Source organism: Streptosporangium sp. NPDC051023 (genome assembly GCF_040689595.1).
Classification (GTDB): Bacteria; Actinomycetota; Actinomycetes; order Streptosporangiales; family Streptosporangiaceae; genus Streptosporangium.
Genome location: NZ_JBFBCE010000029.1, coordinates 1 through 12,971, shown reverse-complemented (window position 1 = coordinate 12,971; position 12,971 = coordinate 1). Strand labels below are relative to the sequence as shown.

Below are 12,971 nucleotides of genomic sequence, written 5' to 3'. Positions count from 1 at the left end.
TAAGGTCCGAATACTAAGGTCATCTTTCACGGTACCTGTCCCCTTCCGGACAGGGTGAGGAAGGGGTTGCCGTGCCAGATGCGGACTCGCTGCGGGTCGCGCTGCTGTCCTACCGCAGCAAGCCGACCTGCGGTGGCCAGGGCGTCTACCTGCGTCACCTCAGCCGCGAGCTGGTCGCCCTCGGGCACCGCGTCGAGGTCTTCTCCGGCCAGCCATACCCCGAACTGGACGAGGGCGTCATCCTCACCAAGGTCCCCAGCCTTGACCTGTACCGCGACGAGGATCCCTTCCGCACCCCCAAACTGCACGAGTACCGCGACTGGATCGACTGGCTCGAGGTCGCGACCATGTGGACCGCCGGGTTCCCCGAGCCGCTGACCTTCACCCTGCGGGCACGCCGCGAGCTGGCCAAACGCGTCGGCGACTTCGACGTGGTGCAGGACAACCAGACACTCGGCTATGGCTTGCTCGACATCCAGAAGCTGTTCCCCGTGGTCGGCACCATCCACCACCCGATCAGCGTCGACCGGCGGATCGAGCTGAAAGCCGCACCGTTGCGCAAGAAGCTCTCGCTCAGAAGGTGGTACGGCTTCGTCAGGATGCAGGCCAAGGTCGCGCCCAGGCTGAACCCGATCCTGACCGTCAGCGAGTCCTCCCTGGCCGACATCCACCGCGACTTCAACGTGCCCCAGGCCAACATGCGGCTCATCCCGCTCGGCGTGGACACCCGTTACTTCCACCCCCGCCCCGAGATGCCGAAGCGGCCAGGCTCGATCGTCGCGGTCGCCAGCGCGGACTCCCCGATGAAGGGCGTCGCGACGCTGCTGCGGGCGGTCGCCAAGCTCGCCACGGAGCGCGACGTGAACCTGACCGTGGTCAGCAGGCCGACCCCGGGCGGCCCGACGGAGAAGCTGGTCTCCGAGCTGTCCCTGCACGACCGGGTGAAATTCGTGCACGGCATCTCGGACACCGAGCTGGGCGAGCTGATCGCCACCTCGGAGATCTCGGTCGTGCCCTCCCTCTACGAGGGCTTCTCGTTGCCCGCCGTCGAGCACATGGCCTGCGGCACCCCGCTCGTCGCCTCCAGGACGGGGGCGCTGCCCGAGGTCGTCGGCGACGCGGCCATCCAGGTCGCCCCCGGCGACCCCGAGGAGCTGGCCTCCGTCCTGCGGCGCCTGCACGACTCCCCCGAGGAGCGGGCCGCCGTCGGCAAGAAGGGCTACGACCGGGTCATGGAGCGCTACACCTGGCACGTCGTCGCCCAGCGGACCGTTGAGGCCTACCGTGAGGCCATCGCGGCGCGCGGCGGCAGGTGAGCACCCCTCTCACGAGGACCGGACGGCACCAATTGACCGATCACTCTAGAAGGACCAGAAGGAGCGGCGAGTGCTGACTGTCGACTTCGACCGACTGCCCGTCGGGCCCGGAACCCGAGTCCTCGACCTGGGCTGCGGCGGCGGGCGGCACGCCTTCGAGGTGCTGCGCAGGGGCGCGGACGTGGTGGCCTTCGACATGGACGCCGAGGAGCTCGAGGGCGTGGCGAACATGTTCTCCGCGATGGAGCAGGCGGGCGAGGTCCCGCCCGGCGCCACGGGCGAGACCGTGACCGGCGACGCGCTGAAGATGCCGTTCGAGGACGCGAGCTTCGACCGGGTGATAGCGGCCGAGGTGCTTGAGCACATCCCCGACGACATGGCCGCGATGCGGGAGATCTTCCGGGTGCTCAAGCCCGGTGGCCGCGCGGCGGTCACGGTGCCGAGCTTCCTGCCGGAGCGGATCTGCTGGGCGCTGGACGAGGACTACCACACCGCTCCCGGCGGGCACGTGCGCATCTACACGCTGGCCGAGCTGAGCGCGAAGCTGAAGTCCGTCGGCATGGAGATCGGCTCACACCACCACGCCCACGGTCTGCACGCGCCGTACTGGTGGATCAAGTGCGCGGTCGGCGTCGGCAACGACGACCATCCGCTGGCCAAGGCGTACCACGAGCTGCTGGTGTGGGACATCATGAAGCGCCCCGCCGTCACCCGGATCGCCGAGACGCTGCTGAACCCGCTCATCGGCAAGAGCGTGGTTCTCTACATGCGGAAACCTGCGTGATCCACGCGGGCTCTGCCCCGTGCCAGACACGCGGGGCCGGGCTCCGGGCATCGGTCCTCCGGCGTGGTGCGCGGGGTAAGCGGAAACCGGACATGCCTTGTGGCGGACGAGGAGCGGTGAGCGACCGGTGAGGTGGGAGCAGGTCGTCCAGACCGCCCTGAGCATCGCGGCCGTACAGGAGGCCGACGGCGGCGTCCCGTGGCCCGAGGGGCACGTGGACGCGTGGAACCACGTCGAGTGCCTGATGGCCATGAGCGTCGCGGGGCTCACCGGACCGGCCCGCAGGGGTTACGACTGGCTGGTCCGCACCCAGCGGGCCGACGGCTCGTGGCCGATGAAGCTGGTCGGCGGCCGCGCCTCGGAGCACAACGGCGAGTCGAACCACGCCGCGTACGTGGCGGTCGGGGTCTGGCACGAGCTGCTGGTCACCGGGGACGTCGGCTTCGCCCGCGAGATGTGGCCGGTCGTCAGGTCCGCGCTGGACTTCGTGGTCGGGCTGCAGACCACCAGGGGAGAGATCGTCTGGGAACGCGCCGCGGACGGCCAAGCCGCCGAGTACGCCCTGCTGACCGGCTGCGCCTCCATCCACCAGGGACTGCGCAGCGGCGTGCTGCTCGCCGAGCGCCTCGGCGACCCGCAGCCCGACTGGGAACTCGCCGCCGACCAGCTCGGCCACGTGCTCGCCGCGCACCCCGAGGCGTTCGCCGACAAGAGCCGCTTCTCGATGGACTGGTACTACCCGATCCTCGGCGGCGCGGTGCGCGGCCCTGCCGCGAGAGTACGGCTGGCGGGCGAATGGGACACGTTCGTCGAACCGGGCCTCGGCATCCGCTGCGTGTCCGACCAGCCCTGGGTGACCGGTGCCGAGTCGTGCGAGCTGGTGCTCACCCTGGACGCCGTCGGCGACCGGGAGAGGGCACTGAGGCTCTTCGCGGACATGCAGCACCTCAGGCACGAGGACGGCTCCTACTGGACGGGGTGGCAGTTCGTGAACGAGAAGTGCTTCCCGCACGAGCGCTCCGCCTACACCGCTGCGGCCGTGGTGCTCGCCGCCGACGCGCTGTACGGTCACACCCCCGGCTCCGGGATCTTCAGGGATGCCGGCGGGTACGTCACCGACCGTCCGACGGCCGCCTGCGGCTGCAGTCACGCCGGTTCGCTGGCCTGACGGCCCGGCGTCGAAGGTTCCCCCGGTTTCTTCGCCGGGAACCCGAGGCGGTGCTTGAAGGCTCGCTGACGGCTCACTACGTTCGAGCCCGTGAGCGATGCGGAGGGCAACGGAGAGATTACTCGAAGCGATGAGCCCGAGGTTGCGGCCGTCGCGGTGAAGGCCCTCACTCCCGGCACGACCGACGTCCCCCGCGCGGCCGGGGCCGAGACGGCCACGGCGCCCGAGATCCCGGCGCCTGAGGTCTTCGTGCCTGAGGTACGGCCGCGGCCGAGCCTCCCGGTCAACGGGCGGGACGGGCGACCGTCCGGAGAGAGCCGGCCGGAGCCCCACGAGAACCGTCCTGAGGCGGATCCGGGAGAGGCGAACTCAGCGGGGAACGGGCCGGAGACAGGCCGGAAAGAGGCGGACCCGGGAGAGTCGGGCCGCCCCGAGGGGAACGGGCCGGAGACAGGCCAGAGGGAGGCGGGCCGCCCCGAGGGGGACAGGCCGGAGGCCGGCCGGAGGGAGGTCGTCCCGGACGCCGCCGAGACCCCGGGAAACGCCCCCGGCGAGGTCCGGGAGAAGGGTTCGGGAAAGCCCGGGGAGGAGGACCCCGGCAGCGCGGGCCTCATCCGCTCACCCTCGGAGCTGACGCCGGCCAGGCCGCGTGGCCTGGCCGGGCTGCTGTGGCAGGACCTCGGCCAGGCCGGGTTCGGAGTGCGGCGTTTCCGGCTCGGACAGGCCCGCCCGCACCTGGAGGCCGCGGGACAGGCGTGCCTGGCGGGCTACAACGCGGTGGTCGCGGGCGAGGCGGAGCGGATCGACGACCTGCGCGAGGAGCTGCGCGGCTTCGCCTACGAGGGCGCGGGCATGGCCTGCGCGACCCTCGACGTGCTCACGATCACCGGTGGCAGGCGGCTCAAGAACCTGCTCAGCGGGCAGGGCATGCGCCACCCGCACCTGATCCACCTGGGCACGGGCTGGGCGTACGCCCGGCTGCGGATGCGCCCGATGTGGGGCATCCGTTCCGTTCATCCCCTGCTGCGCTGGCTGGCCTTCGACGGTTTCGGCTTTCACCAGGGCTTCTTCGCGGCCGACCGGACGGTCGGGCGGCAGCGCACGGCCGGGCTGCTCGACCGGACCCGGCGGGCGATCTTCGATCAGGGGGTCGGCCGAGCGCTCTGGTTCCACGAATGCGCGGGCGTCGACGACGTCATCCTGCGCGTCGCCGAGTTTCCCGCGGGGCGCCGCGCCGACCTGTGGAGTGGGGTCGGCCTGGCCGCCGCGTACGTCGGCGGTGCGGACGCCCGGGAGCTGGAACGGCTGAACACGGCGGCGGCCGAGGACGGCTTCCGCGCCCACCTCGTGCAGGGCGCCGCCTTCGCCGGTGCCGTCCGCCTGATCTCGGGGACCGTGCCGGAGCACACGGCGACCGCCGTCTCCGCGCTGTGCGAGGTGGACGTCGAGGAGGCCGGGCACTGGACGGAAACGGCGTTCGTCGCCCTGGGGCACAACGCGCACAGCGGCGACCAGTACCAGGCGTGGCGAGCCGGGGTCAGGAAGGCATGGGCGAGACGCAACCGCGATTCATGACCGGGCATCGGGAGAGCGTTGAGATCCACATCGGGGATTCGCAGGTGCGCGGCGGGAGCTCTGGCCCTGGCCGCCGTCACCGCAGGATGGGCGCTGACCGGGGCGACGGGCGGCGGGCCTGAGGCGCCGGGCGGCGGGGCGACCGGCAGAGCGGCCGGCAGGGAAGGTGACCCGGCGAGCGGTACGGCGGGGGCGTCGGGCGGCGCCACCGGTGGCGCAAGGGCACCGGGGACGCTTCCCGGCTTCTCCTTCGTCGCCGAGCCGCTCGGTCCTCCCGGCAGGCCCGGCGACCGCCGGGTGCGCCCTGTCGCCCCCGGCTACGAGAACCTCAGGGCCTGGGTCTCGTCAACGGGCGCGGGAGTCGCATTGTTCGACGTCGACGACGAGATCGTCTCCGACGACGTCTGCCTGGTCGACCCGCGCCGCGACACGGTGACCGTCGAGCCCGCGCCCGGCACACACGGGGGCTACCGGCCGTTCACACTGGCCGCGCCGGAGCGCAGGCCGTACGAGGCCCCGACGGGGTGCCTGCCCGCCGACCTCGACCAGGACGGCCTGCAGGACCTGGTCGTCTACTACTGGGGCCGCTCCCCCTGCCTGTTCATGCGTATCCCCGGGACGCGGCCGTCGAGCGCGGCCTTCCGCCGGCGTGACCTGACCCCGGAGCGGGAGATCTGGAACACCGGTGCCGCGACGGCCGGTGACTTCGACGGCGACGGGCGCCTCGACCTGGTCTTCGGCAACTACTTCCCCGACGGGGTCGGGGTGCTGGACAGGACCGGCCGCCACGGCGACGCGATCATGCCGGGTTCCCTGTCGAACGCCCGTGACGGAGGCCGGGACCGGCTGTACCTCGGGAGAGGACTCGGCGTGTTCGGCGAGGCGCGAGGGGCGTTCGACGAGGTCGGGGGCACGGGCTGGACGCTCGCGCTCGGCGCCCAGGACCTGGACGGCGACGGGCTGCCCGAACTGTACGTGGCCAACGACTTCGGCCCCGACCTGCTGCTGGTCAACGAGTCCGCACCCGGCGAGATCCGGTTCCACCGGGCGTCGGGCACCCGGCACCTGACCACACCCAGGTCGGCCGTCCTCGGTGAGGACTCCTTCGGGAGCAGGGGGGTCGGCTTCACCGACCTCAACGCGGACGGCGTACAGGACATCCTGGTCGGGAACACCGCGAAGGACTACGGACCGCACGAGAGCAACTTCGCCTTCGTCTCGGAGTCCGGCGAGGTTCACGACCGCCTCCACGAGGGCGAGGCGCCGTACGAGGACCGCGCGGAGGAGCTGGGGCTGAGCCGTACCGGCTGGTCGTGGGACGTCAAGGCCGCAGACTTCGACAACGACGGCAGCGACGAGATCGTGTACGCGACCGGGTTCGTCCTGGGCGAGGCCGACAGGTCGGCACGCCTGCGGGAGGCGGCGATGTCCAACGACCTGGCCGTCTCCGACCCGGCGCTGTGGCCTGCCCTCAGGGCGGGTGACGAGCTGTCGGGCCACGACGCGAACACCTTCCTCACCAGGGGCGCGGACGGCCGCTACACGGACGTGGCGGCACCGGCCGGGGTCGGCGGTGAAACGGTCGGCCGGGCCCTCGCCGTCGGCGACGTGGACGACGACGGACGCCTCGACTTCGCGGTCGCCAACCAGTGGGCCGCGTCCACGCTGTACCGCAACCACGGCGTCACCGCCCCCTTCGTCGGGCTGCGGCTGCGCCTGCCCGCCGGCCCCTGCGCTACGACGGGCGGCATCATGACAGGCGGCACGAAGGCGACCGGCACGGGGCCGGGCGGCGCCACGGCGGGCGGCATGACGCGTCCCGCGATCGGAGCAACGGCCAGGCTGCGCCTGCCTGGCGGGGGCACGCTCGCGCGGCAGCTCTACCCGGCGGGCGGGCACAACGGCGTCTCCGCTCCCGAGCTGCTGTTCGGCCTCGGCGACGCCGAAGACGGCACAGCAGGCGGCACAGCAGGCGGCGCGGTGGGCAGCACAGTGGGCGGCGTGGGAGACAGCATGGCGGGGGGCGTCGTCGCGGGCGGTGCCGGGGGCGGTTCCCTGCCTGTCGAGCTGTCCTGGCGCGACGCCTGTGGCGTCCCGCGCACCGCGTCGACGTCCCTGGATCCCGGCTGGCACCACCTCCTGCTGACCGAGCGGGGCGCCTCGGAGATGAAGCGGTCGTGACCGTCCCGCACGGACGCGACACGGCGCCGCGCCGCCGCGCGACCTCCGTCCCGCACAGGCGCGACACAACGCTGCGCCGGCTGGCGGCCTCGGTGACCGGGATCACCGTCGTCGGGCACTGCCTGCTCGGCTTCGAGCAGGCCTACCTGGCCCCGGTCGTGGGCGTGCTCACCGGTGTGACCGCCGAGCTGGTGCTGGAGACCGTGGAGGCGCTGGCCCTCGGCAGGACCCCCGGATACCGGGGCACCCGGCCAGGCGGGATCGTCGACTTCCTCCTGCCGTCGTACGTCGAGGGCCTGCTCTGCGCGATGCTGCTGTACGGCGACGCCCACCTGGCGCCGGTCGCGCTGGCCGTCCTGATCGGGGTCGGCGGCAGGTACGCCCTGCGGGTCAGGTCTCCCGGCAGGTCGCGGCCGGGCGCGAGTGACGGGCTCGGCCTGGCGCGCCCGGGGCCGCGGGAGGGGCAGGGCGTGCCCTTCCTGAACCCGGTGGCTCTCGGTGTCACCGTCGTCCCGCTGCTGTTCCCCGGGGTCGGCGCGGCGCCGCCGTACCAGTTCACCGCGTGGGTCTCCGGGCCGTTCGACGCGCTCGTGCCGCTGGCCGTCCTGGCGCTGGGCACGGCGTACGTGAGACCGGCCGGGCGGCTGCCGCTGGTGCTGGCCTGGACGGGCGGGTTCGCCCTGCAGGGGCTCGTCAGGGGCGCGCTTGGCGACGTCCCGGTCAGCTGCGCCCTGCTGCCGATGACCGGCGCCGCCTTCGTCCTGCACACCTGCTACGTGCTGGCCGACGCGGGCACGACCCCGCCAGGAGCGCGGAACCAGGTCGCGTTCGGCCTGGCCGCGGCGGCGGTCTACGGACTGCCTGTCGCCCCAGGACTACCGCTCTCGCTCCTGGTCGTCTGCGCGGGCCGGGGCGCGTTCCTGGCCGTTTCCGCCCGCGTACGCCCCCGCGCCGGAACCGGACCGTCCGGGCCGTCCGGGCCGTCCGGGGCGGCCGGGCCGTCCGGGGCGGCCGGTCAGCCGATGCCGGGGCCGACCCGCTCCAGGACCCGGAGGGATCCCTCCTGCCTGACCTCCTTGAACGCTCCCGAGGCGAGCACCCGCAAATAGACGTGGTAGGGCGCCTGCCCCCCCTCGGCCGGGTCGGGGTAGACGTCGTGGAAGACCAGCGCGCCGCCCTGGACGACGTGCGGCGCCCATCCCTCGTAGTCCCTGGTCACCGGGTCCTGCGAGTGGCCGCCGTCGATGAAGAGCATCGCCAGCGGGGTGTTCCAGAGCTCCGCGACCCGTTCCGAGCGACCGACGATCGCGATGACCTCCTCCTCGAGGCCCGCGGCCGCGATCGTGTGCCGGAAGGTCGGCAGCGAGTCCATCTTGCCGAAGCGGGGATCCATCAGCGTGGGGTCGTGGTACGCCCAGCCCGGCTGGATCTCCTCCGAGCCTCGGTGGTGGTCGACGGTGAGGACGACGGAACCGGCCTGCCTGGCTCCCGCGCCGAGGTAGACGGCGGACTTCCCGCAGTAGGTGCCGATCTCGCAGATCGGACCTCGCGGGCCGTACTCGACGGCCGTCTCGAAGAGGACGAGCCCCTCGGCGTGAGGCATGAAACCCTTGGCCCGCTTCGCGGCGTGCAGCAGGTCGGCGGGCATGGTCGCGTTGCTCATCGGAGCAGGCTACCCGGACCGAACAATATTCCGAACGCCCCTTGCCCGCCCCAGTGCAACGTGTTCTACTTTTCACCGTGAACCAGCGTGCCCGTATCTCCATGTCCGGCGACGAGATCACCGCTTTCATCGGCGAGTCACGGAAACTCCAGCTCGGCACCATCAACCCGGATGGAACACCGCATATGGTGACCATGTTCTACGGATTGACCGAGGGGAAGATTTCGTTCTGGACCTACGGCAAGGCCCAGAAGACACTCAACATCCAGCGGGACTCCCGGGTGAGCTGCCTGATCGAGGCCGGAGACGAGTACTCCGACCTGCGCGGGGTCCTGGTGTACGGCGTCGCGAAGCTGATCGACGACTCGGAGGGCGTCCTGGAGGTCGGGATGAACGTCGCCCGGCGGATGGCCGGGATGCCGGACGAGGAGGGGCTTCTGGCAGAGTATGTCGCCTACACGGGCCGCAAGCGGGTCGCCTACGTGATCGAACCGACCCGAGTGATCTCCTGGGACCACCGCAAGCTCGCGACCCCCGTTTAGGAGGCTCACATGAAGGTCAAAGTCGACTACCTGGTGTGCGAGGCCAACGCGGTCTGCACCGGGCTCGCTCCCGAGGTCTTCGAACTCGACGACGACGACCAACTGCACGTGCTGATGCCCGAGCCGCCGCCGGAGATGCTGGACCGCGTCCGGCACGCCGTGCGGTCCTGCCCGAAAGCCGCTCTCTCCCTTGAGGAGAACTAGGAGGGACCCTCATGCGTGGCGCGCTTCTGCACGCCGTCGGTGACGACCGGCTCGACATCCGCGACGACTTCACCCTCGCTCCGATGGGTCCCGCGGACGTCCGCGTCAAGATCAGGGCGACCGGAGTCTGCCATTCCGACCTCTCGGTGATCAACGGCGTGCTGCCCATGCCGCTTCCGATCATCCCCGGTCACGAGGGCTCAGGCGAGGTCGTCGAGGTCGGCGACCACGTGACCACGGTCAAGCCGGGCGACCACGTGATCATCAGCTGGACCCCGGCCTGCGACAGCTGCCCGAACTGCCTGGCCGGTCAGCCGTTCCTGTGCATGACGTACATGATGGACAGCTTCGTCAACGCCCGCTTCCGCTACGACGGCGAAACCCCGGCGTTCGGCATGGCCGGATGCGGCACCTGGGCGGAGGAGATCGTCGTGCCCTGGCAGGGCGCGATCAAGGTTGACCCCGAGGTACCCTTCGAGGCGGCGGCGCTGATCGGCTGCGGCGTCACGACCGGCGTCGGCGCGGTGCTCAACACCGCCCGCGTCAGGCCGGGCTCGACCGTCGCGGTGGTCGGCTGCGGTGGCGTCGGCCTGTCCGTGGTCCAGGGCGCCCGGCTCTCGGGCGCGACCACGATCCTGGCGATCGACCCCCTCGAGTCCAAGCACGAGCTGGCCCTCAAGGTCGGCGCGACCCACGCCGTCACGCCCGGCCAGGTCGCCGACGCCGTCCGCACGCTCACCGGAGGGCAGGGGTTCGACCACGGCTTCGAGGCCGTCGGCACGTCCGCCGCCACCATGACGGCCTGGCGGGCGACCCGCCGCGGCGGCGACGTCATCGTGGTCGGCGCGGGCGCGACAGACGACATGGTCCCGTTGAGCGCCTTCAACCTGCTGTTCGAGGGCAAGAACATCCTCAGCTCGCTGTACGGCGGGGCAGACGTCCGCAGAGACTTCCCCCTCTTCGCCGAGCTGTACAAGGCGGGCAGGCTCGACCTGGAAAGCATGATCAGTGCCCGCATCGGGCTCTCCGACCTCAACGACGCGGTGGCCGCGCTGAGGGGCGGCGAGGTCCTGCGCCAGGTCGTGGTCCTCGACTAAAGCCACGACGACCACGGGGCCACGCGGACAGCACTCAGCCCGGTACGGCCCGCCTCCACGCCACGATCGACGGACGCGGGCCGTACCGGCGCATCCGCCCCCCACCGGGTGGATGCGAGTCTGTGTTGATTGCGACGCCTGACGGCGTCGCGGGCTGTGCTGATTGCGACGCCTTCGGCGTCGCGGGCTTGGGCGCCCATGTGTCGGTGTCTTCCCTCGTCGTTCGGTCGCTTCGCTCCCTCTCTCCTCAGTCCAGACACCGACGCGCCCAAGCCACAACCAGTCCCAGCGCAATGAGGCGGGGCGGGTCCCAGTCCAGACACTGAGGTACCCACACCACAACCGGTCCCCAGCCGAACGGCGTCCCATGTCGCAACCAGTCCCACGGTTTGGCCTGTGGGCTGACCGACGATCACCGTCCGGCCGGGGAACACGCGTTAGGCGGGCCTCCGCTGCTGGGTCTCGGCCTCGTCAACCACGTCGTCGTCGGCGAGCGCCGCGCGATAGTCGCTGGGCGCGCAGCCGTAGATCCGGCGGAACGCCCGGCTGAACGAGGCCGCGTCCGAGAAACCCCAGCGTGCGGCGATCGAGCTGACCCGGTCGGCGCGCAGGTGGGCCGTCGACAGCTCGCGGCGACAGCGATCCATCCGGCGGGTCCGCACGTGGGCGGCCACGGTCATGCCGGCCGAGTGGAAGATCCGATGAAGCTGGCGCACCGAGACGTGGTGGGCGTGCGCGATGACGGCGGGCGACAGATCGGGGCGGTGCAGGTTGCGCTCGATCCAGTCCGTGATGCACTGCAGCAGCTCGGCGCCCGCGCCGGGAACCGGTGAGTCGCCACTGAGGCGCTCGCTCAGGGCCGAGGTCACCATGTTGACGATGGCCTCCCCGAGATACTGGCCGTGCGGCCCGTCCACGGCGTCACCCTCCGCGGCCAGGGCCGTCAGGAAGGAGACGGTCAACCTTCCCGGACCTTGCCTGCTCGCCAGTAACGTGCCCGCCAGATCCGCCACATGGGCGGCGGGCAGCGGTATGGCAGAGCGTGGCACGGTGAGGGCGAGCAGGTGATGGGCGTCGAGAACCAGCTCCATCGGACGGGTCAGGTCGTAGAAGACCAGATCCCCGGCGGTCGCGACGACACGACGTCCCGCCTGCTCGATTACTCCCGAACCCCGCAACAGCAGGCAGAACTTGTAGTGCTCCCTGCCCCCTCTGGTGGTGATGTGCCGCGCGGCACGACTGACCACGTGCGCGGGGGCGCGTACGTCGCTGACCTGGACGGGGCCGAGGGTGCGACCCGCGATGCGGCCCGCGAACCCCCCGGTGTCCCCGGCCCGCAGCTGTAGCGGGCCGAAGGCGTCCGACACGACATTACGCCAGAACTCGACCTGCTCCCTGGGGGGGAGGCCGGCCGTACTGACGAGTGTGGGCATGACGCTCTCCTCGGCGTTAATGAGGCGATGACCCTAGCTTCACCCCCGGTTCCCACTCTGCGGCAATCCCATTCGGATCCAACATGGCGTTATGCCCGGCACGCCTCGACAAAAGTCTGGCACTCAGAGTCAACCTTGCAAGTCAGCCAAGTGGATATACACGACTGGAACCGTGCGCACCCCCCAGCACGGGGACACATCTCCGAAGGAGAACCTTGATGACCGAGTTCCCTCGCACCCCCGAAGAGGAACTGGAGTCCGGCCTCAGCCGTAAGCAGTTCGTGACGGCGGTCGGCCTGGGCGCGATCGCCGCCCCCGTGGTCGCGGGCGCCGTCGCGGGACCCGCCGCCGCGCTGCAGTCAGACGACGGGCTGCTGGCCTGCACCCCCGGCGGCTCCACGACCATCTCGCAGACGGAGGGCCCGTACTTCAAGCCCAACTCGCCGCTGCGCAGCAACATCATCCCCACGGGTGCGGCCGGAACCAAGCTGACCGTGACCGGCCGCGTCTACAGCCGGTCGTGCAAGCCGCTGGCGCAGGTGCTGCTGGACTTCTGGCAGGCGGACAACGTCGGCACTTACGACAACACCGGCTTCCGGTTCCGCGGTCACCTGTTCACCGACGCCAACGGGGTCTTCACCCTGACCACGATCGTGCCTGGCCTGTACCCGGGCCGGACCCGCCACATCCACGTCAAGGCGCAGGCGCCCAACAGGCCGATCCTGACCACGCAGCTCTACTTCCCCGGCGAGCCGCGCAACCAGACGGACACGATCTACGACCCGCGCCTGCTCATGAAGGTGCAGAGCGGCACCGCCACGTTCGACTTCGTGCTGTCCGTCCCCTGACGGGCCGCCTGACCGTCTGACGGCACCCTCAGACCGGCCGGGCCTCCGCTCCGCCTTTCCCGTAGCCCGGCGGGGCGGGGGCCCCGGGCGCCGCCCCCCCGCAGCACCCACCCGGCCCCGAACGGGAGAGCGGGGGGGTGGGGACGATTGTGCGGTGAGG

12 protein-coding genes are annotated in these 12,971 nt (G+C 71.3%); 10 read left to right on the top strand and 2 right to left on the bottom strand.

Features of this window, described 5'->3' with window-relative positions; all coding sequences use genetic code 11:
- Nucleotides 1–71: 71 nt before the first annotated feature.
- The 6 genes from AB0395_RS20275 (at nucleotide 72) to AB0395_RS20250 (ending at nucleotide 8,133) form a co-directional block, all read left to right on the top strand.
- A complete protein-coding gene (locus AB0395_RS20275; protein WP_366282601.1) occupies nucleotides 72–1,316 on the top strand; it encodes a glycosyltransferase family 4 protein in 1,245 nt (414 codons plus the stop codon).
- Between the two features lie 70 nt (nucleotides 1,317–1,386).
- Entirely contained in the window at nucleotides 1,387–2,100 is a 714-nt protein-coding gene (locus AB0395_RS20270; RefSeq protein ID WP_366282598.1) for a methyltransferase domain-containing protein, read from the top strand.
- 127 nt (nucleotides 2,101–2,227) lie between these two features.
- Nucleotides 2,228–3,268 (top strand): prenyltransferase, encoded by a 1,041-nt coding sequence (locus AB0395_RS20265; protein WP_366282596.1) that lies wholly within the window; start codon nucleotides 2,228–2,230, stop codon nucleotides 3,266–3,268.
- Nucleotides 3,269–3,358: 90 nt separating this feature from the next.
- Nucleotides 3,359–4,843, top strand: a complete 1,485-nt coding sequence (locus AB0395_RS20260) for a DUF1702 family protein (RefSeq protein WP_366282595.1) — start codon at nucleotides 3,359–3,361, stop codon at nucleotides 4,841–4,843.
- An 18-nt stretch (nucleotides 4,844–4,861) separates the two neighbouring features.
- A complete protein-coding gene (locus AB0395_RS20255; protein ID WP_366282593.1) occupies nucleotides 4,862–7,024 on the top strand; it encodes a CRTAC1 family protein in 2,163 nt (720 codons plus the stop codon).
- On the top strand, nucleotides 7,021–8,133 hold the full coding sequence (locus AB0395_RS20250) for an enediyne biosynthesis protein UnbU (protein ID WP_366282591.1): 1,113 nt from the start codon (nucleotides 7,021–7,023) through the stop codon (nucleotides 8,131–8,133). The genes AB0395_RS20255 and AB0395_RS20250 overlap by 4 nt, the downstream gene beginning before the upstream one ends.
- Here the strand turns inward: AB0395_RS20250 and AB0395_RS20245 are convergent.
- The gene (locus tag AB0395_RS20245) at nucleotides 8,040–8,687 is read right to left on the bottom strand and encodes a class I SAM-dependent methyltransferase (RefSeq protein ID WP_366282589.1); all 648 of its coding nucleotides are present in this window, start codon (nucleotides 8,685–8,687) and stop codon (nucleotides 8,040–8,042) included. The two genes, AB0395_RS20250 and AB0395_RS20245, sit on opposite strands and share 94 nt — an antisense overlap.
- 77 nt (nucleotides 8,688–8,764) lie before the next feature.
- Between AB0395_RS20245 and AB0395_RS20240 the strand changes: the two genes are divergently transcribed.
- Genes AB0395_RS20240 through AB0395_RS20230 form a run of 3 tightly spaced genes read left to right on the top strand, consistent with a single transcriptional unit; the run spans nucleotide 8,765 to nucleotide 10,530 of the window.
- A complete protein-coding gene (locus tag AB0395_RS20240; RefSeq protein WP_366282587.1) occupies nucleotides 8,765–9,229 on the top strand; it encodes a pyridoxamine 5'-phosphate oxidase family protein in 465 nt (154 codons plus the stop codon).
- A 9-nt stretch (nucleotides 9,230–9,238) separates the two neighbouring features.
- Entirely contained in the window at nucleotides 9,239–9,433 is a 195-nt protein-coding gene (locus AB0395_RS20235) for a ferredoxin (RefSeq protein ID WP_366282586.1), read from the top strand.
- Between the two features lie 11 nt (nucleotides 9,434–9,444).
- Nucleotides 9,445–10,530, top strand: a complete 1,086-nt coding sequence (locus AB0395_RS20230) for a Zn-dependent alcohol dehydrogenase (protein WP_366282585.1) — start codon at nucleotides 9,445–9,447, stop codon at nucleotides 10,528–10,530.
- A gap of 437 nt (nucleotides 10,531–10,967) precedes the next feature.
- On the opposite strand, the gene AB0395_RS20225 is transcribed toward AB0395_RS20230, so the two are convergent.
- Nucleotides 10,968–11,963: a helix-turn-helix domain-containing protein gene (locus tag AB0395_RS20225; RefSeq protein WP_366282584.1), complete on the bottom strand. Its 996-nt coding sequence runs from the start codon at nucleotides 11,961–11,963 to the stop codon at nucleotides 10,968–10,970.
- Between the two features lie 218 nt (nucleotides 11,964–12,181).
- Here AB0395_RS20225 and AB0395_RS20220 point away from each other — a divergent pair, with 218 nt between their 5' ends.
- A complete protein-coding gene (locus tag AB0395_RS20220) occupies nucleotides 12,182–12,811 on the top strand; it encodes a dioxygenase (protein WP_366282582.1) in 630 nt (209 codons plus the stop codon).
- Nucleotides 12,812–12,971 lie beyond the last annotated feature (160 nt).